The following is a 20,545-nucleotide window of genomic DNA, read 5'->3' on the forward strand; positions in this document are numbered from 1 at the left end:
TTTCGGGAGTCATTCCGAGGCGCGCGGCTTGCCCGCCGAAGCTCGAAGAGCGAAGGCGGAAGCGCGAGCCCGGAATCCATTGATCAACGGATTCGGCGGCGCGATGGATTCTCAGATGCGCAATTGCGCATCATAGCTCGACGCTGACGCGTCGCCCCGGAATGACGGCCTAGCCCGTCAGCGCCGCCTTCACCAATCCGCTGGCCTTGCCGAAATCCATCTGGCCGGCGTACTTCGCCCTCAAGACTGCGATCACCTTGCCCATGTCCTTCATGCCGGCCGCGCCGGTCTCGGCGATGGCGCCCGAGATCGCCTTGTTCACCTCGTCATCCGACATCTGCTTCGGCAGGTAAGCCGAGATCACCGCGATCTCCTCGCGCTCCTGCGCAGCGAGCTCGGCCCGGCCGCCCTTGTCGTAGAGCTCGACCGCCTCCTGGCGCTGCTTGATCATCTTCTGCAGCACGCTGAGGAGGTCGGCGTCGGACAGCGGCGGCTTGCCGTTGCCGCGGGCCTCGATGTCGGCGTTCTTGATGGTCGAGTTGACCATGCGCAGCGTCGAGAGCTTGCGCTCGTCCTTGGCCTTCATGGCCTCCTTGACCGCATTGTTGATGTCGTCGCGCAGCATGGCCGTGATCCTCTCAATCTATCGCGCCTGATCTAAGCCGTTCGCGGGCAAGAGGCCATACCGGACCCCTGGCCGGCCCCGGTTCATTGTTTCCCCGTTGGCCGCGGAAATTGCTCAAAATTACCAGTTCCAGCCTAAGTGCCTGAGGGGGCCTGTCAAATATGCAAAAACGCATGTGAATCCGCGCTCTCCCGCTTTGACGGGCGCCACTTGCCAGACTATGAAGCGGGCTCATGACACAACATGACAACGATCCCGCCTGGCCGGACCACAAACCGACCGCGCTCCTCGTGCTCGCCGACGGCACGGTGCTCGAAGGCTTTGGTCTCGGCGCCGAAGGCCAAGCCGTTGGTGAAGTCTGCTTCAACACCGCGATGACCGGCTATGAGGAGATTTTGACCGATCCCTCCTATGCCGGGCAGATCATCACCTTCACCTTCCCGCATATCGGCAACGTCGGCACCAACGACGAAGACATCGAGACGGTGAACATGGCCGCGACGCCCGGCGCGCGCGGCGTGATCCTGCGCACCGCGATCACCGATCCCTCGAACTACCGCGCGACCCGGCACCTCGACCAGTGGCTGAAGGCGCGCGGCATCATCGGCCTCTCCGGCATCGACACCCGCGCGCTGACCGCGCTGATCCGCAGCAAGGGCATGCCCAACGCCGTGATCGCGCATGCGAAGAACGGCCAGTTCGACCTGCACGGCCTGAAGGAAGAGGCGCGCGAATGGCCGGGCCTCGAAGGCATGGACCTCGTGCCGATGGTCACCTCCGGCCAGCGCTTCACCTGGGACGAAACGCCCTGGGCATGGAACAACGGCTTCGGCCGGCAGGAGAATCCGGAGTTCAACGTCGTCGCCATCGACTACGGCATCAAGCGCAACATCCTCCGTCTGCTCGCGGGCGTCGGCTGCAAGGTGACGGTGGTGCCGGCGACGACCTCGGCCGAAGACATTCTGGCGCTGAAGCCGGACGGCGTATTCCTGTCCAACGGCCCGGGCGATCCGGCCGCGACCGGCAAATATGCGGTGCCGGTGATCCAGCAAGTGATCAAGTCGGGCACGCCGACCTTCGGCATCTGCCTCGGCCACCAGATGCTGGGCCTCGCCGTCGGCGCCAAGACCAAGAAGATGCATCAGGGCCATCACGGCGCCAACCATCCCGTGAAGGACGAGACCACCGGCAAGGTCGAGATCACCTCGATGAACCACGGCTTCGCCGTGGATCAGGCGACGCTGCCGAAGGGCGCGACGCAGACCCACATCTCGCTGTTCGACGGCTCCAATTGCGGCATCCAGCTCGACGGCAAGCCGGTGTTCTCGGTGCAGTATCACCCCGAGGCCTCGCCCGGTCCGCGCGACTCGCACTATCTGTTCCAGCGCTTCGCGGACCTGATGCGGCAGAAGAAGAGCGCGTAAGGGCTCTCTCGAGCGATCGCTTTGACGACATCAAGCCCGGGCCTGGTCCCGGGCTTTTTCGTCATTCCGGGGCGCGCGAAGCGCGAGCCCGGAATCCATCACGCCGCAGAGTTTGCCGTCCGATGGATTCCGGGCTCGCGCTTCGCGCGCCCCGGAATGACGGCGGTGGCAACGGAAGGAACGTCATCTCTCGCGATCGGTTGATCCCTGCTACTCCCGACGCAGGAGTCCCGCCATGTCCGTCGTCCGCAACAATGCCGAACCGCTCGCCATCGTCTTCGAGGACGACGGGCTCGTGCCGAACAGCATCCTTCCCTTCCTGGTCTACCAGGGTGCAGTCGCACTCGACCCGAAGAACCCTGAGGAGACCATCGAGACTCTGTTCGGCGCCAACCGCTGGGGCGGCACGTGGCGCAACGGCGTCTACGACTATCTGCACTATCATTCGACCGTGCATGAGGCGCTCGGCGTTGCACGCGGCCACGCCCGCGTTCGCTTCGGCGGCGATCACGGCCAGGAGCTCCAGATCAGGGCCGGCGACGTCGCGATCCTTCCCGCCGGCACCGGACATCAATGCATCAAGGCCAGCGACGATTTCTGCGTGATCGGCGCCTATCCGCCGGGCTCGAACATGGAGATCACCCGCGCAACGCCGGAGAACCACGCCAAGGCGCTGAAGACGATTCCCAAGGTGAAGCTGCCGCCGGCCGATCCGGTGACCGGCGGGGATGGTGCGCTGATGCGGCTGTGGCGATAGCCATCAACGCAGTGCTGTAGGGTGGGCAAAGCGTAGCGTGCCCACCATCCGTCCGCGAGTGACGGCAGCAAATGGTGGGCACAGCGCGCAAAGAGCGCGCCTTTGCCCACCCTACGCCTACGGCTGTGCGCCTACGCCGCGTTGCTGCCTTCCTGGCGCGTAGCCTCGAACAGGAACCAGGTGCGGCGCTCGGTTTCGTCGATGAAGACTTCGAGGATGCTGGCGCTCGCGACATCGCCGGCCTCGTCGCAGACCTCGTGCGCCTTGCGCATCGCGCTGGCGACGTGCTTGTTGTCCTGCATCAGCTCGCGCAGCATCTCGCGCGGCGGGACGTAATCCTCGTTGTTGTCCTTGATGGTCTGGAGCTTGGCGACCTGGCCGATCGACTTCAGCGTCGTGCCACCGATCTTGCGGACGCGCTCGGCGAGCTGGTCGGTGGTGGCGAAGATCTGGTCCGACTGCTCATCGAGCAGCAGGTGGTAGTCGCGGAAGTGCCGCCCGCTGATGTGCCAGTGGAAGTTCTTGGTCTTGAGATAGAGCGCGAAAGCGTCGGCCAGAAGCACGTTGAGCGCCTCCGAAACCTTGTTGACTGCCTGTGGCGACAGATCGGTGGGGGTGTCGAGGTCGGGCAAGACCTTGTTGTGGGCTTTGCTCACGGGAAACCTTCCTGTTAGGACGCGGACATTGACGGCGCGCCGTCGCACCCCTAACGCAAGGCGGGCTGCGCCGGTTCCTGCGCAGGAACCGCTTGGCCGGGACCCTCGAAAACCATGGACGATTGGATCGATTATTACGACTCCACGCACACGATCTATGTCAGCAAGCTGCATCGCGACTTGCATTTCCAGATCATCGCGCGGGACATCATTGCCTACATCTCATCGCCCGACGCGACGGTACTGGACTATGCCTGCGGCGAGGCGCTTTCGGCGAGTCAGGTCGCAGCGGCCTGCGGCAAGCTGATCCTCGCCGAGCCCGCGCCCGGGGTCCGCGGCCGGTTGATTGCGCGGTTTGCCCCGAACACGAAAATCCGCGTCCGCTCGCTCGAGGACGTCAGGAAAATGCAGGAGCAGTCCGTCGATCTCGTCGTCATGAATTCGGTTGCGCAATACATGACGCCGGAGGAGCTCGATTCCGCGCTCCTCAACATTCGCCGGCTGCTCAAGCCGTCCGGCAAGCTGGTGCTCGGTGATGTCCTGCAGCCGAACGTCGGCATGGGCCGCGACGTGATGGCCTTGCTCAGCTTCGGCCTGCGTCACGGCTTCCTCAAGGACGCGCTGATCGGGCTGATCAGCACGGCGCTGTCGGACTACCGCCAGCTTCGCTCGCGCATCGGGCTGCAGCGCTACAGCGAGGATGACATCACCGCCAAGCTGACCGCGGCCGGGTTCGCAGTGCAGCGGGCCCACACCAATATCGGCCACAACCGCTGGCGCATGACCTTCATCGCGCGGCCGCCGTTAGTGCGCGGTTAGGGTTAACTATCGGCTGAGGTGGCTTGCGGTATCCCGATCGGGCATGATCGCAGTGGCCCGGTGGCGGAAGCGTCTACGCGAGGGCGGTGCATCGCTCTTTATCCTGGTTCAAATCCAGGCCGGGTCTCCACGCTTCGACCCGACGGGGCTACGCGTGGCGCAGCCACGCTAGACCGGCGGGCAAAGCGTGTCCGGCGTAGCTTGAGTGAAGCGAAAGCGTAGACGGACTGGATCCCACCTTAATCGTTGGCCGGACGCACGCACGCGTCTCATCTTCAATCCGCATCGACCACATCACACTCGGAAACAAGCTGCAGCCGATCGGCATCCCTGGCTGCGGAGTTGATCACGGCATCGAGCAGGCCGGGAAAACGCGCTTCCAGATCCTCGCTGCGCAGCCGCATGAAGCGGCTGGTCCCCGCCACACGCGTCTGCATCAGACCGCATTCGCGCAGCTTGGCGAAGTGATAGGCGAGATTCGACTTGGCCCCGAGGCCGCTGAAATCGCCGCAGCGCAATTCGCTGCTGCCACGTTCTTGCTGGGCGAGCTGATAGACGATCGCCAGCCGGATCGGATCACTCAGGCAATCCAGGACCATCGGGAGTCCGATCTGCTCTCGGGTGGGATGCGGGGGCGTGCGGCTCATATCCGCATGATAGCGAGCCGACCTCAATGTTCAATAGTTCTTGAACCAATTGACATGGGAAACCTGGGGAACAATAGTTCAATAAACATTGAACATAGGAATGTTTGGAATGAGTGTGTTCTGGCTTGCCTTAGCGGCCTTCGCGATCGGTACAGAAGGCTTTGTGATTGCAGGGCTTTTACCGGCGATCGCCACCGACCTTTCGATTTCGGTCTCGGCCGCCGGCCAATTGGTGACGGCCTATGCCCTCACCTATGCGGTCGGCTCGCCGATCCTGGCGATCACGTTGAACAACATCGACCGCCGCACCGTGCTGGCACTGGCGCTGTCGACCTTTATCGCGGGGAATCTCGTGGCGGTGATGGCCTCAGGCTATGTGCTGCTGCTGGCCTCACGCATGCTGATGGCGCTTGGCGCCGGGCTTTGCGTGCCGACGGCGCTGGCCGTCTCGGTGGCGGTTGCCTCGCCCGAGCGGCGCGGTCGCGCGGTGGCGCTGGTCACGTCGGGCATCACGGTCGCGACCGTCGTCGGTGTTCCCTTGGGCAACTTCATCGGCAGCCTGTTCGGCTGGCGCGCGACCTTTGCCATGGTCGCCCTGCTCGGTGCCGTCGCGCTCGCCGGCCTGCTGTTCGGCCTGCCCCGCGGCCTGCCGCGCAACACGGCTTCGCTGGCCGAGCGGCTCGCCGTGGCCCGTCACGGTAATGTCTTGATCGCGCTCGTCATCACCATCCTCTGGGCGCTCGGCGGCTTCACGGTCTTCACCTATTTCGCGGTTCCGCTGAAAAGCCTCGGTTTCGATGCCTCCAGGATCAGTCTTGCGCTTCTGGTCTTCGGCGGCGCAGCCGCGATCGGAAACATGCTCGGCGGCGTCCTCGCCGACCGGCTCGGCACGCTGACCACGGCGGCGCTTGGGCTCGCGGGCATGGCGACAGCCCTGATCCTGCATTCGCTGGTGCTGAAGCTGATCCCGGAACAGGCGCATTACGCCGTGCTGGGAGCCATCTTTCTCTGGGGCATCTCGGGCTGGGCGTTTTATCCGGCCCAGCTCGCCAGCATCATCCGGATCGAGCCGCAGGCCTCGATGATCGCGCTCTCCCTCAACGCCTCGGCGATGTATCTCGGCTTCGCCATCGGCGGGGCGCTGGGCGGGGCGGTCCTCGCAACCGCTCTCGCCGACGGACCTCGGCTGGATCGGCGGATCGAGCGTCACGGCCTCGCTTCTGGTGCACCTCGCCCGCGGCTGGCAGGCCCGGCCAAAACCCGTGAAAATTGCCGGTTGATGGGCATTTTTCGGGGTTTCGCCGCTCCAAAATCTGGTCTATGACCCACCCGCGCGCGCGGGAAACCCGCGCGTGCGCATGATCCGCCAAAGTGTAGGCGGTTTGGCGCGAAGATCATGCGCCTTCTAATATTGGGAGCGCGATCGGACGCAAAACCGGGCGCCACTTTTGCTGATCGCGCTCCTGCTAAAGGGGACGCGCGGCGAGCGCGCCCTTTTTTTGTGCCCAAATTCCAGCCCGCGAGCGGTGATGCCCAAACGAACCGACATCTCGACCATCCTGATCATCGGCGCCGGTCCCATCGTGATCGGCCAGGCCTGCGAATTCGACTATTCCGGCACCCAGGCCTGCAAGACGCTGAAGGAAGAGGGCTATCGCATCGTCCTCGTCAATTCCAACCCGGCCACCATCATGACCGACCCGGAATTGGCCGATGCGACCTATATTGAGCCGATCACGCCGGAGATCGTCGCCAAGATCATCGAGAAGGAGCGTCATGTCATCCCCGGTGGCTTCGCGCTGCTGCCGACCATGGGCGGCCAGACCGCGCTGAACTGCGCGCTGTCGCTGCGCAAGCAGGGCACGCTCGAAAAGTTCGACGTCGAGATGATCGGCGCGACTGCGGATGCGATCGACAAGGCCGAGGACCGGCAGCTTTTCCGCAACGCCATGGAGAAGATCGGCCTTCAGACCCCGAAGTCCCGGCTCGCCAACGCGTCCGAGCTGAAGAAGTCCTTCCGCGACAAATACCTCGCCGAGCGCGAGAAGCTCTCCGGCGCCGCGCAGGAGGACCTCGATCGGCAGTGGTCCCTCGGTGAGAACGAGCGTCGCAAGCGCTACCAGGAGTACGCACTGGGCCAGGCGATGATGGCGCTGTCTGAGATCGGACTGCCGGCGATCATCCGTCCCTCCTTCACGCTCGGCGGCACCGGCGGCGGCATCGCCTACAACAAGGAAGAATTCCTCGACATCATCGAGCGCGGCCTGGACGCGTCCCCGACCAACGAAGTGCTGATCGAAGAATCCGTTCTCGGCTGGAAAGAGTTCGAGATGGAGGTGGTGCGCGACAAGAAGGACAATTGCATCATCATCTGCTCGATCGAGAATTTCGATCCGATGGGTGTGCACACCGGCGACTCCATCACGGTCGCGCCGGCGCTGACGCTGACCGACAAGGAATACCAGATCATGCGCGACGCCTCGCTGGCGGTGCTGCGCGAGATCGGGGTGGAGACCGGCGGCTCCAACGTGCAATTCGGCATCAATCCCGCCGACGGCCGCATGGTCGTGATCGAGATGAACCCGCGCGTTTCTCGTTCTTCGGCATTGGCTTCGAAAGCCACGGGCTTTCCGATCGCCAAGGTCGCGGCCAAGCTCGCGATCGGCTACACACTGGACGAGATCGCCAACGACATCACCGGCGGCGCGACGCCTGCCTCGTTCGAGCCGACCATCGACTACGTGGTGACCAAGATCCCGCGTTTCGCCTTTGAGAAATTCCCGGGCGCCTCCTCGACCCTGACCACCTCGATGAAGTCGGTCGGCGAGGTCATGGCGATCGGCCGCACCTTCCAGGAGAGCCTTCAGAAAGCCGTGCGCGGGCTCGAGACCGGGCTCACCGGCCTCGACGAAATCGAGATCGATGGCCTCGGCCAGGGCGACGACAAGAACGCGATCCGCGCTGCGCTGGGCACGCCGACCCCGAACCGGCTGTTGCAGGTCGCCCAGGCGATGCGCCTCGGCTGGTCCAACGAGGACATCTTCAACTCCTGCAAGATCGATCCGTGGTTCCTCGCCGAGATGCGCGGCATCGTCGACATGGAGGAGAAGATCAAGAAGAATGGTCTTCCGTCCAACGCGTTCGGCATGCGCACCCTGAAGGCGATGGGCTTCTCCGACGCACGGCTCGCCGTGCTCTCGCACACGACGGAGGCCGAGATCACGGCCAAGCGCCATGCGCTGGGCGTCCGTCCCGTGTTCAAGCGTATCGACACCTGCGCCGCAGAATTCGCCTCGCCGACCGCTTATATGTACTCGACCTATGAGGCACCGTTTGCCGGCAGCCTCGCGGACGAGAGCGCGCCGTCGGACAAGAAGAAGGTCATCATCCTCGGCGGCGGCCCGAACCGCATCGGCCAGGGCATCGAGTTCGACTATTGCTGCTGTCACGCCTGCTTCGCGCTCGCAGACGCCGGTTACGAGACCATCATGGTCAACTGCAATCCGGAGACGGTATCGACCGACTACGACACCGCGGACCGGCTCTATTTCGAGCCGCTCACGGCCGAAGACGTGCTGGAGATCATCGCGACCGAGCGCACGAACGGCACGCTGCATGGCGTGATCGTGCAGTTCGGCGGCCAGACCCCGCTGAAGCTCGCGCGCGCGCTAGAGGCTGCCGAAGTGCCGATCCTCGGCACCTCGCCCGACGCCATCGATCTTGCGGAAGACCGCGACCGCTTCAAGCGCGTGCTCGACAAGCTGCGGCTGAAGCAGCCGAAGAACGGCATCGCCTACTCGGTCGAGCAGGCCCGCCTCGTTGCAGCCGATCTCGGCCTCCCGCTCGTGGTGCGTCCGTCCTACGTGCTCGGTGGCCGCGCGATGCAGATCATCCGCGAGGAGAACCAGCTCAACGACTATCTGCTCGGCACGCTGCCGGAGCTGGTGCCCGCCGACGTCAAGGCGCGCTATCCGAACGACAAGACCGGGCAGATCAACACCGTGCTCGGCAAGAACCCGTTGCTGTTCGACCGATATCTGTCCGATGCCACCGAAGTCGACGTCGACTGCCTCTGTGACGGCAAGGACGTCTTCATCGTCGGCATCATGGAGCATATCGAGGAAGCCGGCATTCACTCCGGCGACTCCGCCTGCTCGCTGCCGCCCTATTCGCTCGATGACAAGATGATCGGCGAGCTGGAACGGCAGACGCGTGAGCTCGCGCTGGGCCTCGACGTCGTCGGCTTGATGAACGTGCAATACGCCATCAAGGACGGCGAGATCTATGTGCTCGAGGTCAACCCGCGCGCCTCGCGCACGGTGCCCTTCGTCGCCAAGGTGATCGGCACGCCGGTCGCAAAGATCGCCGCGCGCATCATGGCCGGCGAGAAGCTCGCCGACTTCAAGCTGAAGAAGGCGCAGCTCAAGCACGTCGGCGTCAAGGAATCGGTGTTCCCCTTCGCGCGCTTCCCCGGCGTCGACACGGTGCTCGGCCCCGAGATGCGCTCGACCGGCGAGGTCATGGGCATCGACCGCTCGTTCGAAGTGGCGTTCGCGAAGAGCCAGCTCGGCGGCGGCACGCGGGTGCCGGCCAATGGCACGGTGTTCGTCTCGGTGCGCGAGAGCGACAAGATGCGCATCGCCGATGCCGTGCGCCAGCTGCACTCGCTCGGCTTCAAGGTGCTGGCGACGTCGGGCACGCAGCGCTTCCTGACCGACCAGGGCATCCCGACCGAGAAGGTGAACAAGGTGCTCGAGGGCCGGCCGCACATCGTCGACGCCATCACCAATGGCGACGTCCAGCTCGTCTTCAACACCACCGAAGGCCCGCAGGCGCTCGCCGACAGCCGTTCGCTGCGGCGCGCGGCCCTCTTGCATAAAGTGCCGTATTACACCACTCTTTCCGGGGCCGTGGCGGCCGCGCAGGGCATCCGCGCCTATCTGGGCGGGGACCTTGAGGTTCGTACCCTGCAGAGCTATTTTTCGGAAACCTGATCTTTGGCGGAGCCGAAGCCTCCGCTAAGTGATTGGCAATGCTGCCACAATGGCCGGAGGAACTGTCCGGCCATGTGGTTGTTCTGTTCCGGCGCCAGACCCACATAACGTTCCGGTGGCCGTGTGTTCCGCCCCTGGAAACAGCGACGAATCAAGGTCGCCCACGTCCTCCTGTTTTCGAGGACGTGCGACCGGAGAACGAGAGAAGCGATGGAAAAGGTTCCGATGACTCTGGCCGGTTTTACCGCGCTCGGGGAAGAATTGAAGCAGCGCCAGTCCGTGGACCGTCCGCGGATCATCGAGCATATCGCGGAGGCGCGCTCGCACGGAGACCTGTCGGAAAACGCGGAGTATCACGCCGCGAAGGAAGAGCAGTCCCACAATGAGGGCCGCATCGCCGAGCTCGAGGACAAGCTCGCGCGCGCCGACATCATCGACATCTCGAAGCTGTCCGGCGACACCATCAAGTTCGGCGCCACGGTGACGCTGGTCGACGAGGACACCGAGAAGAAGACGGTGTGGCAGCTCGTCGGCGAGGTCGAGGCCGACGCCAAGAAGGGCCGCATCTCCATCACCTCCCCGCTCGCACGCGCGCTGATCGGCAAGAAGAAGGGTTCAACCGTCGAGGTCAATGCACCCGGCGGCGCCAAGGCGTACGAGATCACCAAGGTGGAGTGGCGGTAACCATTTGCCGCTATGTCTGACAATTTGAAAAGGCCGCGCATCGCGCGGCCTTTTTGTTTCGGCGCGTGTTGCTCGGCGTGAGTGACTGGGGCTCTCACCACTCGTCATTGCGAGCGCAGCGAAGCAATCCAGACTGTCGCCGCGCAAAGATGCTGGATTGCTTCGCTGCGCTCGCAATGACGGAGAAGACCGACAGTTCCGAGAAAAGTCAGCGCAAGGCCTATCGCCTTCCCTTCACATCCAGCGGCACGGCCGCCTCGTATTTCGAATTGTGCAGCACCAGCGAGGTCCGCACGTTGCGCACATGAGGCGCTGCGGTGAGGTGCGTGACGAAATCCTGGAAGGTCGCCATGTCGGGCGCGACGCATTTCAGGATGAAATCGACTTCGCCCGACAGCATCCAGCATTCCCGCACCAGCGGCTCGGCGCGGACGAACTGCTCGAAGGCGCGCAAGTCCGCTTCGGCCTGGCTGGAGAGGTGCACGGCGGCGAACACTGTGACATCGAAGCCGAGCTTTCGCGCATCAAGGAGCCCGCGATAGCCGTGAATGTAGCCTTCCTCCTCCAGCGCCCGGACGCGGCGCAGGCAAGGTGGCGGGGAAATACCCACGCGCTTGGCCAGCTCGACATTGGTGATTCGACCGTCGGCCTGAATCTCGGCGAGAATTTTGAGATCGATCTCGTCTAGGTTCCGCGACACGTGATTGGAACTCCTGGCCTTGCGGCGGTATCGGGTGGGTCTGTCGCAATCCTCATAGCCGAGTCCGCACCGGGTGCGCAATTTTATTGCGCGTGCAGCGCAATCGACTTTTGTTCCTTGTTGGAAAAATCCGCCGAGAGGGAATGCAATTCTTGCATAGCTCACCAGAAGGCTTAGATTAGCTCTGATATTTCAGCGCCTCCGCGATGCTCACCTGGCACTTTCCGCGCCCGCGCTGCAATTCCCCCCGAGAAAGGCAGTCCAAGAAAATGCCAGCTCCCGTCCATGCAAAGGTCGTCATCATCGGCTCCGGCCCCGCCGGCTACACCGCGGCCATCTATGCCGCGCGCGCGATGCTCGAGCCGATCCTGATCCAGGGCATCCAGCCGGGCGGCCAGCTCACCATCACCACCGACGTCGAGAACTATCCGGGCTTCGCCGACGTGATCCAGGGCCCCTGGCTGATGGAGCAGATGGAGAAGCAGGCGCTGCACATGGGCACCCAGATCAAGACCGATCTGGTGACCAAGCTGGAGACCTCGCACCGCCCCTTTCGCCTCACCTGCGACTCCGGCGACGTCTATCTCGCTGACACCGTCATTCTCGCCACCGGCGCCCAGGCACGCTGGCTCGGAATTCCCTCGGAAGAGACCTTCAAGGGTTTCGGCGTCTCGGCCTGCGCCACCTGCGACGGCTTCTTCTACCGCGGCAAGGAAGTGATAGTGGTCGGCGGCGGCAACACCGCGGTCGAGGAGGCATTGTTCCTGACCAACTTCGCTTCGCAGGTGACGATCGTTCACCGCCGCGACCATTTCCGCGCCGAGCGCATCCTCCAGGAACGCCTGTTCAAGAACCCCAAGATCAAGGTGATCTGGGACAGCGCCATCGACGAGGTCTGCGGCGAGGCGAACCCCAGCAAGGTCACGCATGTCCGCCTCAAGAACGTCAAGACCGGTGCGCTCACCAAAGTGAAAGCCGACGGCGTGTTCATCGCCATCGGACATGCGCCGGCAACCGAGCTCGTGAAGGATCAGGTCAAGCTCAAACGGTCGGGCTATGTCGAGGTCGCCCCGAACTCGACCGCCACCTCGGTGCCCGGCCTGTTCGCCGCCGGCGACGTCGCCGACGAGACCTATCGCCAGGCCGTCACGGCCGCTGGCCTCGGCTGCATGGCAGCACTCGAAGCCGAACGTTTCTTGGCCCTGCGCGCCAGCGAGCGCGCGGCAGCGGAATGATGACCATGGCTCGAACACGCGACGGATTCACGGATATGGACTGGGACAAGCTGAAGGTGTTTCACGCAGCGGCGGAAGCGGGCAGCTTCACGCATGCGGGTGAACAGCTCGGCCTGTCGCAGTCGGCGGTCTCACGCCAGGTCAGTGCGCTGGAGCAGGAGCTGTCGGTCTCGCTGTTCCACCGCCACGCCCGCGGCCTGATCCTCACCGAGCAGGGCGACCTGCTCTTCCGCACCGCGCATGACGTGTTCATGCAGCTGCAGGCGGCGCGCGCGAAACTGACCGACAGCCGCGAGCGGCCGAGCGGCGATCTCAAGATCACCACCACGCCCGGCGTCGGCATCAACTGGCTGATCCCGCGGCTCGGCGAATTCACCGCGCTCTATCCGGAGATCCGCATCTCGCTGATCGTCACCGACGAGGAGCTGGATCTGTCGATGCGCGAGGCCGACGTCGCGATCCGCACCCGCAAGCCGACGCAGCCCGATCTCATCCAGCGCAAGCTCTTCGCGATGGGCTTTCACGCCTATTGCTCGCCGGAATACATCAAGCGCTTCGGCACGCCGCGCACGCTGGAGGAGCTCGACTCCCACCGCATCATCACGCTCTCCGACGGCAACTTCGCGCCGCATCTGCAGAACCGCAACTGGCTGATCGAAGCCGGGCGCAACGGCTCGGGTCCGCGCGAAGCCTACTTCAAGGTCAACAACATCCTTGGCCTTGTACGCGCCTGTCAGCAGGGCCTCGGCATCGCAGCGCTGCCCGACTACCTCGTCGAGGAAAACAGCCGCCTGGTGCAGCTCTTCGGCGAATCGGATTCGATCCAACTCGATACGTATTTCGTCTATCCCGAGGAGTTGAAGACGGTCGCGCGCGTGCAGGTGTTCCGCGACTTCGTGGTGAGCAAGGCGCAGCGCTGGCCGTCCTGATTTCCGCATGTCTGACATGCGACCTCGACGGTTGCTGCATGGCGCAGGGCGAGCCCATAATGTTTCCACGCTGAGCCTTCGCGTTGCGCATTTGTCCCCCTCCTCCAGTGGCGCGGGAGTTCAGTAATCCCTCTTGGAAGGTGATTGTGTCGGCCTCACGTGGCCAATACCTAAGCCGGGCTCTTTGGGCCCGGCTTTTTTTCGTCGATTCTGGCTTTCGCCCTCCGCGTGTATTGACAGTTCCACGCCTACCCCGCATCATTTGCTCATGATCACGAAGTCGTGCGCAATCTCGTTCAAGGCAATCGCCTCGAAAAAAGGCCCCCATCCGGGGACCAGGGATATGTGCGCGCGCTAGAAGCAGACTTCGTCGTCGCAATCCCGAAAACCCCGCCACCTGGACGGGGTTTTTTCATGTGCCCTCCGTCTCAGGTCGAATCTAGACAAGGAGATGGAACATGACCGACCTGCGATCACATCTGCACGGGCTCTGGCTGCCGCTGGTGACACCGTTTCGCGATGGCCGCCTCGACGAGACGTCGCTGCGGCGGCTGACGCGGCACTACGCGGCGCAAGCGATCGACGGCTTCATCCTGGGGGCGACCTCCGGCGAAGGCATGACGCTGCGGGACGCCGAGCTCGAACGCCTCGTCGCCACCGTGCGCGACGAGATGGCGGCTGGCCCCCGCACCGTTCCGATCTGCCTTGGATTGTCCGGTGCGGACACCTCGCGGCTTAAGGATCGTCTCGACGAGACCGCGGACTGGCCGATCGATGGCTACCTGATCGCAAGCCCTTACTATGTGCGGCCGTCGCAGCGCGGAATGCTGGCGCATTTCGAGGCGCTCGCCGATCACGCCGCCTGGCCGCTCGCGCTCTACAACATCCCCTATCGCACCTCGGTCAACATCACCAACCAGACGCTGCTGCGGCTCGCCGAGCATCCGAACATCGTCGGCCTGAAGGATTGCGGCGCGAGCCGCGAGCAATCGATCGCACTGCTGCGCGACCGGCCCAAGAGGTTTCGTGTGCTCACCGGTGAGGATGCCAATTATCACGAAGCGCTCGCAGATGGCGCCGACGGCGGCATCCTGCTCTCCGCCCATATCGAGACCGCGACCTTCGCCGCCGTCTGCGCGGAGCTGAAGCGCGGCAACGCCGGCGCAGCGCTGGCGCGCTGGCAGGAGGTAAAGGAGCTGACGCGCCTGTTGTTCACCGAGCCGAGCCCCGCGCCGGCGAAGTACTGGCTGTGGCGCAGCGGCCTGATCGACAGCCCCGAAGTGCGCCTGCCGATGGTGGAAGTGAGCAGCGAGCTCGCCGCCACCCTCGATCGCGAGATCGAGCAGCGGGCGAAAGTCGCGGCGTAGACGATCTCATCTCATCTCATCTCATCTCATCTCGCCCCGCGCTCGCTGCCTTCCCTTCTCCCCTTGCAAGGGGAGAAGGGGAGAGCGCATCTGTGGTTAACCGCGCCCGAACTTCCTTCGCGGCCGCGGCACGACGCATCCACGGCTCCTTTACGCAATCGCGCCTATCGTGGTCCTCCAAGATCAGAGGGGGAGAACCATGGGGCATCGAACTCAGCCTACGGCCGCGCGCCAATTCGCGCCCGCCGATCTTTTGCAGGGAATTCTGGTGGTATCGTCGTTCGGCTTCTGGGCCGTGATGCTCGGCCTGATGCCGCTGCTGTTGTTTCGCGTCTGGCTCGTCGGCTGACGCGGATGGTTAATCCGTGGTAGCGGCCGCGCTCAAATGCGAACGGAGTTGCGATCCCGATCTTAAAACATCGCGCGTATCGTTAAGCCCGTTAGCGAAGAAATCGCGGGGGCGTTTGTGAATAATCAGAATGAGATGGCGTCGCATTACGACGCCGGACGGCAAGCACTTGCGAACCAAAACCTTGCCAACCAAAACCTTGCCAACCAAGGCTTCACCACCGAGGACATCCTCTGGTCCGTCGGCATCTGGTCGGTAATCCTGACCCTGTCGCCGGTCATCGTGTTCTACATGCTGATGGTGGCGTAGGGCGCACGACCAGGTCCCGGAAAGGCAAAACGCGCGGCTGGCCCGCGCGTTTTTCGTAACCCGAGAATGAACAAAGAAACTAAGCCGCTTGCTTGTGCATTGCGCCGGATGCCGACGCCGTGCCGCGAATAGCTTTCACTGAACGCTCGATCGCCGCCCACAGCCTTGCAATTTCCTGAGCCGCACGGCTCTCGGCCTGATACTCCCGCGCGCCCTCGCCATGGCTCAGCGCCATCAGCAGATCGGAACGGTTGGTGATCTGGCCGCCCCACACCGGCGCACGGAACTTCGCCAGCGCCTCGCGGGCGATGGTGACGATCGGGCTTTCGGACTCGTCACGACGGGCCGGCGCACCGTTCAGCACGACCGCGTAGGGCTTGCGCGCCGCGCGGCACATCTGGATGGTTTCCTGCACCGCGTTGACGTCGAACACGCCGGGACGCGCCGGAATGACCACCATGGTTGCGTTCTTGATGGCATCGTCGACGACGGCCGACAGGTTCGGCGGCGTGTCGATCAACACCCATTCATATCCGTCGCGCTTGGCAGCGGAGACGATGCCGCTGACAGAATTCACTGCCGCCTTGATCGGCGGCTCGTTGGTGCCACGCAGCTTGTGCCACAGCGTGAGCGACCCCTGCGGATCCGCGTCGACGAGCAGAATAGGCTTGGTCGCCTTGATCTGCGCGGCGAGATGTGCGGCCAGGGTACTCTTGCCCGAGCCGCCTTTACGCGATGCAAAAACAATAACGTTCATACCTCTGGCCTCCAGATTGACCCCAGGTACCGAAAATGAATCACCGCGCTGATTCGTGAAAGAAAAATTTACCGGGAGTTGCGTCGCCGCCACGAAATAACAAGGCGTGTTGGCTTTTGAGTCACACTGCGTCGCGCGACGCCGATACGAACTGTAATAAAACGCGTGCTCCGCAAGCATTCCGTGCGCTTTTTGAGCAGCGATGCGGCAACAGGCGGGATGCAACCTCGCCGCGCAAATCCTGTTCCGACTCTTTTCCTATCATCGCGCTCGTCATGGCCGCAGCGCCGCGCGCGTGGCGCGTGAACAAAAGGAGTCCCCGGGCTTTCGCGAGGCTGATGCCGGGGCATTTTGACAGAGGTGCATCCGCGCGAAGGCGCCAAAACGCGAATGCCCGGGACAGGCCCGGGCATGGCGGCGGTTGCGAAAAGAGCGTGACGGGCGTTCAGCCCTCGTCGGTCTTTTTCTTCTTGCTCGCCTTCGATGTTGGCTTGGAGGTCGGCTTGGTGCTCTTCTTCGCGGTGCGCGGCTTGAAGTCGGTCGGCCGCCCGGCGCGCTCCTCGCCCGCCTCCGGCCCCCGCCGGAAGAACACCCGGCATTGCGGCGAGAGCTGCGACTTCTTCTGGACCATGCAGGCGGTGATGGCATCGACGTTCGGCACGAACTCGCCGCACAGCCGCATCGCATCCGGCGTGCAGGCCTGCTGCTCCTCCGGGGTGTAGGCGAAGCCAGCGCCAGGCTGGACCATGACGGCGAGGGCAATCCCACAGATTGCGGCAGCCAAGGACTTCTCGAAGCGAAACGCCGGCATCGATCCCCCCAATTGTCGTGTCGGGGGATAGTGGGTGAACGTCCCTTCGTTGGCAACCGAGCCGCGATACGAAAACCGCGAGCTGTGCGCTCTCGGCAACAGGGCGGTCAGCCCGGCACCAGCCAGGCCAGCGGCAGCAAATGGCCGAGGCTGCCGGCTTAACCCTTTGGCAGCGCTGACGAGATCGGGTGCGGCCTGAATCTTCCGCTCCCCTCCGACAAAAAACGCGAAAACAACCCCATGCAAAGGAGCCGACGAGGGCCGAAGCACATTTTGCGGATTTTACGAAGCCCCTTTGACATGTCGGGCAAAACAGCGGCATGATGCCATGATCGAGGGCGCGTGGGGTGGCCAGTCTATATCCCCGTGAGGTGAGGACCGCATGGCCACCGTGTTGATCGTCGCGCCGGTGTTTGCCCTGATCGCGGCCGGCTATGCGGCGGTGCTGTTTCGCTTCGTCTCCGAGACGGCGCACAAGGGCATCTCCGAATTCGCGTTCAGCATCGCCATTCCTGCCCTGCTGTTCCGCACCATCGTCGTCTCGGAATTCCCGCACCTCAGCGCCTTCCGGATGTGGGGCGCCTATTACGGCGCGCTCGCCATCACCTGGATCGCGGCGCTGGCGCTGTCGGCCCTGCTGCGCGAGAACCGCGAGGACAGCGAGGATGGCGTCGTGCTCGCGATCGGCTCGGTCTACGGCAACATCGTGATGCTCGGCATACCGCTGACGCTCTCGGCGCTGGGAAACGAGGCCGCGGGGCCGATGGCGCTGATCCTGTCGGTGAACACGCCGCTGCTCTGGCTCTGCGGCACGCTGCAGATGGAGTTGGTCGACCGCAAGCAGAAGGGCTCGGCCCTGTCGATCATCCTGCCGGTGCTGCTGGATCTTTCGCGCAACCCGATCATGCTGGCGATCGGCTTCGGCCTCGTCTGGCGCTTCACCGGTTTTGGCCTGCACCCCGTCGTCGACAGGACGATCGAGCTGCTCGCGCAGGCGGGATCGCCGGCGGCGCTGATCGCGCTCGGCATCAATCTGTTCCGGTTCGAGGTCAAGGGCGAGAAGCTCGGCATCGTCGTCATGTGCGCGCTCAAACTGCTGGCGATGCCGGCGGCCGCCTTCCTGCTGGCAAAGCTGCTCGACCTGCCGCCGCTGGCGGCCGGCGTGGTCGTGCTGTTCGCAGCGATGCCGACCGGCGCGAACGCGTACATCTTTGCGGTTCAGTATCAGCGGCTGGTGAACCCGGTGTCGGGGGCGGTCGCGCTGGGCACGCTGCCGGCTGCGGTGACGCTGCCGGTGGTGGTGGTGATCGTGGCGGGGTTGAACTAGCTCCGCAGGATACCGCGTCATCTGCTCAGCATCTCATGCGCGCGATGTAATCGGACTGTGGAAGTCAGGATGGCGGTCGCGCAGCGCCAATCGTCGGTGTGGGCGGCGGCTCCTTATTTGCGATGCTCGAGGGCGCGGCTTGACTCCTCCGATCATTTCGATAATCGTTGAATTATGGAAAAGACGGATGCTGTCGCGGCCCTTTCTGCGCTAGCCCAGGAAAATCGGCTCGATGCCTTTCGGCTGCTCGTGCAGGCCGGACCGGAAGGCATGGCCGCGGGCGCAATCGCGGCTACGCTCGATGTTGCGCCGAATACGCTGACCTTCCATTTCGACCGCCTCCGCATGGCCGGCCTTGTCACCGTCCGCCGCGAGGGCCGCTCGATGATCTACGCCGCGCAATTCGAGCAGATGAACGCCCTGCTCGCCTTCCTGACCGAGAACTGCTGCGGCGGGGTACCATGCGCCCCGGCGGCCGCGTGCAAGCCTACGCGCAAGACCAAAGTGCCAGCTTGAAAGGACACGCCATGAAGCGCCTTCACGTTCACGTCTCCGTCGAAGACATCACGCACTCCATCGGCTTCTATTCGGCGCTCTTCGCGTCCAAGCCCACGGTCGTGAAGCCAGATTATGCGAAGTGGATGCTGGAAGATCCCCGCGTAAATTTCGCGATCTCGACGCGCGGCCGTCAGCCCGGCCTCGACCATCTCGGTATCCAGGTGGAGAACACTGACGAGCTGCACGAAGTATACGAGCGGCTTCGGCAAGCCGGCGGCAATGTCATCGAGCAAGGCCAGACGGCCTGCTGTTACGCGAAGTCGGAGAAATCGTGGATCGACGATCCGGCCGGGATCCCCTGGGAGACCTTCCACACCACCGGCGAAAGCACGACCTATGGCGACGGCTCCGGCGAGAACCGTGCACGCGTGGCTCATGAGAAGCAGGGTGCTTGCTGCGCTCCGCAAGCCGCCGCCAAGCCCACCTCGGCGTGCTGCTGATGGATGTCATCATCTACCACAATCCCGATTGCGGCACCTCCCGGAACACGCTCGCGCTGATCCGCAACGCGGGCGTGGAGCCGCGTGTCGTCGAGTATCTCAAGACACCACCATCACGGACGATGCTGCAAGCGCTGATCGCTCGCATGGGCATGAGCGCACGCGAGCTGCTCCGCGAAAAGGGCACGCCCTATCAAGAGTTGGGGCTGGGCGACGAGAGCTTGAGCGACGATGCGCTGCTCGACGCCATGATGGCGCACCCGATTCTCATCAATCGACCAATCGTCGTATCACCGCTCGGCGTGCGGCTTTGCCGGCCGTCGGAGGCCGTCATTGACCTTCTTCCGGCCCAGCAGGGCGAATTCGTCAAGGAAGACGGCGAGCGAGTCATCGACAACAGAACCAAGGGCGCTACCTAGATGCAGTCGCTGGGGCGGCGACTATTTGCCGAATGGCTTGGGACGTCATTCCTTCTGGCCGCAGTCGTCGGCTCGGGGATCATGGCCCAAAAGCTCGCGGGCGGGAACGTAGCTATTGCGCTGCTCGGCAACACCATTCCAACCGGCGCAATTCTTGTCGTACTCATCTCGATCTTCGGACCCGTTTCCGGCGCTCACTTCAATCCAGCCGTCACGCTGGCTCTCGCCGCACGCGGCGAACTGCCTTGGCGTCTATCGCCAGCATACATCGTAGCCCAGCTTGCTGGTGCTATCGCGGGTGTCTGGATCGCGCATCTGATGTTCGAGCTTCCCCTTTGGCAAGTCTCGGTGACGCAGCGGACGGGCGGCGCTCAATGGCTGGCGGAGGGCGTGGCTACCTTTGGCCTCGTGCTGACGATCTTCGGCTGCGCCGCCAAAGCGCCGAGCGCGATCCCTTATGCGGTCGGCCTTTACATCACTTCGGCCTACTGGTTCACGGCCTCGACATCGTTCGCCAACCCGGCCGTGACGATAGCAAGATCACTATCCGATACATTCGCCGGAATTGCACCCGCGGGCGTTGTCCCCTTCATCATCGCTCAGCTCCTGGCCGCTGCCGCTGCGACCGTACTAAGCGGCTGGCTCTGGCGGCCTTCCTGCTCGCAAAGCTCATGAACGAGCTTCCCTTTGATAAGCCTGATCTATTTGCTCCTCCATGAGCAGGTTTCGTATCGAGGG

21 protein-coding genes and 1 pseudogene are annotated in these 20,545 nt (G+C 63.7%); 16 read left to right on the forward strand and 6 right to left on the reverse strand.

Going from position 1 to position 20,545, the window contains the following annotated elements; genetic code table 11:
- Positions 1–169: 169 nt before the first annotated feature.
- Positions 170–625, reverse strand: coding sequence for a GatB/YqeY domain-containing protein (locus K289_RS0112330; RefSeq protein ID WP_027551794.1), 456 nt, complete (start codon positions 623–625; stop codon positions 170–172).
- Positions 626–858: 233 nt separating this feature from the next.
- Between K289_RS0112330 and carA the strand changes: the two genes are divergently transcribed.
- Complete coding sequence (carA, locus tag K289_RS0112335; RefSeq protein WP_027551795.1) at positions 859–2,049, forward strand: glutamine-hydrolyzing carbamoyl-phosphate synthase small subunit; 1,191 nt, start codon at positions 859–861, stop codon at positions 2,047–2,049.
- Between the two features lie 235 nt (positions 2,050–2,284).
- Positions 2,285–2,806, forward strand: coding sequence for a cupin domain-containing protein (locus K289_RS0112340; RefSeq protein ID WP_027551796.1), 522 nt, complete (start codon positions 2,285–2,287; stop codon positions 2,804–2,806).
- A 131-nt stretch (positions 2,807–2,937) separates the two neighbouring features.
- Here K289_RS0112340 and K289_RS0112345 read toward each other — a convergent pair whose 3' ends face one another.
- Entirely contained in the window at positions 2,938–3,462 is a 525-nt protein-coding gene (locus tag K289_RS0112345) for a Dps family protein (RefSeq protein WP_027551797.1), read from the reverse strand.
- A gap of 114 nt (positions 3,463–3,576) precedes the next feature.
- Here K289_RS0112345 and K289_RS44275 point away from each other — a divergent pair, with 114 nt between their 5' ends.
- The gene (locus K289_RS44275) at positions 3,577–4,281 is read left to right on the forward strand and encodes a class I SAM-dependent methyltransferase (protein ID WP_035684564.1); all 705 of its coding nucleotides are present in this window, start codon (positions 3,577–3,579) and stop codon (positions 4,279–4,281) included.
- Between the two features lie 275 nt (positions 4,282–4,556).
- On the opposite strand, the gene K289_RS0112355 is transcribed toward K289_RS44275, so the two are convergent.
- On the reverse strand, positions 4,557–4,928 hold the full coding sequence (locus tag K289_RS0112355; RefSeq protein WP_027551798.1) for a helix-turn-helix transcriptional regulator: 372 nt from the start codon (positions 4,926–4,928) through the stop codon (positions 4,557–4,559).
- A 109-nt stretch (positions 4,929–5,037) separates the two neighbouring features.
- Here K289_RS0112355 and K289_RS44280 point away from each other — a divergent pair.
- The 3 genes and pseudogenes from K289_RS44280 (at position 5,038) to greA (ending at position 10,606) form a co-directional block, all read left to right on the forward strand.
- Positions 5,038–6,208, forward strand: a pseudogene (locus K289_RS44280) (MFS transporter).
- Positions 6,209–6,457: 249 nt separating this feature from the next.
- The gene (gene carB, locus K289_RS0112365; protein WP_027551799.1) at positions 6,458–9,922 is read left to right on the forward strand and encodes a carbamoyl-phosphate synthase large subunit; all 3,465 of its coding nucleotides are present in this window, start codon (positions 6,458–6,460) and stop codon (positions 9,920–9,922) included.
- Positions 9,923–10,132: 210 nt separating this feature from the next.
- The gene (gene greA, locus K289_RS0112370; RefSeq protein WP_027551800.1) at positions 10,133–10,606 is read left to right on the forward strand and encodes a transcription elongation factor GreA; all 474 of its coding nucleotides are present in this window, start codon (positions 10,133–10,135) and stop codon (positions 10,604–10,606) included.
- Positions 10,607–10,826: 220 nt separating this feature from the next.
- Here greA and K289_RS0112375 read toward each other — a convergent pair whose 3' ends face one another.
- On the reverse strand, positions 10,827–11,306 hold the full coding sequence (locus K289_RS0112375; RefSeq protein ID WP_027551801.1) for an Lrp/AsnC family transcriptional regulator: 480 nt from the start codon (positions 11,304–11,306) through the stop codon (positions 10,827–10,829).
- Between the two features lie 269 nt (positions 11,307–11,575).
- Between K289_RS0112375 and trxB the strand changes: the two genes are divergently transcribed.
- From trxB to K289_RS50380, 5 genes are all read left to right on the forward strand, one after another.
- A complete protein-coding gene (gene trxB / locus K289_RS0112380) occupies positions 11,576–12,541 on the forward strand; it encodes a thioredoxin-disulfide reductase (RefSeq protein ID WP_027551802.1) in 966 nt (321 codons plus the stop codon).
- Positions 12,542–12,546: 5 nt separating this feature from the next.
- On the forward strand, positions 12,547–13,470 hold the full coding sequence (locus tag K289_RS0112385) for a LysR family transcriptional regulator (protein ID WP_027551803.1): 924 nt from the start codon (positions 12,547–12,549) through the stop codon (positions 13,468–13,470).
- Positions 13,471–13,928: 458 nt separating this feature from the next.
- The gene (locus tag K289_RS0112390; protein ID WP_027551804.1) at positions 13,929–14,837 is read left to right on the forward strand and encodes a 4-hydroxy-tetrahydrodipicolinate synthase; all 909 of its coding nucleotides are present in this window, start codon (positions 13,929–13,931) and stop codon (positions 14,835–14,837) included.
- Positions 14,838–15,036: 199 nt separating this feature from the next.
- The gene (locus tag K289_RS51510) at positions 15,037–15,186 is read left to right on the forward strand and encodes a hypothetical protein (RefSeq protein ID WP_198024692.1); all 150 of its coding nucleotides are present in this window, start codon (positions 15,037–15,039) and stop codon (positions 15,184–15,186) included.
- A gap of 117 nt (positions 15,187–15,303) precedes the next feature.
- Positions 15,304–15,495 (forward strand): hypothetical protein, encoded by a 192-nt coding sequence (locus K289_RS50380; protein ID WP_198024700.1) that lies wholly within the window; start codon positions 15,304–15,306, stop codon positions 15,493–15,495.
- Positions 15,496–15,574: 79 nt separating this feature from the next.
- On the opposite strand, the gene K289_RS0112405 is transcribed toward K289_RS50380, so the two are convergent.
- Both K289_RS0112405 and K289_RS0112410 read right to left on the reverse strand, forming a co-directional pair.
- Positions 15,575–16,252, reverse strand: a complete 678-nt coding sequence (locus tag K289_RS0112405; RefSeq protein ID WP_027551806.1) for a ParA family protein — start codon at positions 16,250–16,252, stop codon at positions 15,575–15,577.
- Positions 16,253–16,697: 445 nt separating this feature from the next.
- Positions 16,698–17,063, reverse strand: coding sequence for a hypothetical protein (locus K289_RS0112410; protein ID WP_027551807.1), 366 nt, complete (start codon positions 17,061–17,063; stop codon positions 16,698–16,700).
- A gap of 382 nt (positions 17,064–17,445) precedes the next feature.
- Between K289_RS0112410 and K289_RS0112415 the strand changes: the two genes are divergently transcribed.
- From K289_RS0112415 to K289_RS0112435, 5 genes are all read left to right on the forward strand, one after another.
- Positions 17,446–18,390, forward strand: coding sequence for an AEC family transporter (locus K289_RS0112415; protein ID WP_027551808.1), 945 nt, complete (start codon positions 17,446–17,448; stop codon positions 18,388–18,390).
- Positions 18,391–18,564: 174 nt separating this feature from the next.
- Positions 18,565–18,906, forward strand: coding sequence for a helix-turn-helix transcriptional regulator (locus K289_RS0112420; RefSeq protein WP_027551809.1), 342 nt, complete (start codon positions 18,565–18,567; stop codon positions 18,904–18,906).
- 11 nt (positions 18,907–18,917) lie between these two features.
- Entirely contained in the window at positions 18,918–19,388 is a 471-nt protein-coding gene (locus K289_RS0112425; RefSeq protein WP_027551810.1) for an ArsI/CadI family heavy metal resistance metalloenzyme, read from the forward strand.
- Positions 19,388–19,807: an arsenate reductase (glutaredoxin) gene (arsC, locus tag K289_RS0112430; RefSeq protein ID WP_027551811.1), complete on the forward strand. Its 420-nt coding sequence runs from the start codon at positions 19,388–19,390 to the stop codon at positions 19,805–19,807. The genes K289_RS0112425 and arsC overlap by 1 nt, the downstream gene beginning before the upstream one ends.
- The gene (locus tag K289_RS0112435) at positions 19,808–20,482 is read left to right on the forward strand and encodes an MIP/aquaporin family protein (protein WP_027551812.1); all 675 of its coding nucleotides are present in this window, start codon (positions 19,808–19,810) and stop codon (positions 20,480–20,482) included.
- Positions 20,483–20,545 lie beyond the last annotated feature (63 nt).

The organism is Bradyrhizobium sp. Cp5.3, assembly GCF_000426265.1.
Lineage (GTDB): Bacteria > Pseudomonadota > Alphaproteobacteria > Rhizobiales > Xanthobacteraceae > Bradyrhizobium > Bradyrhizobium neotropicale.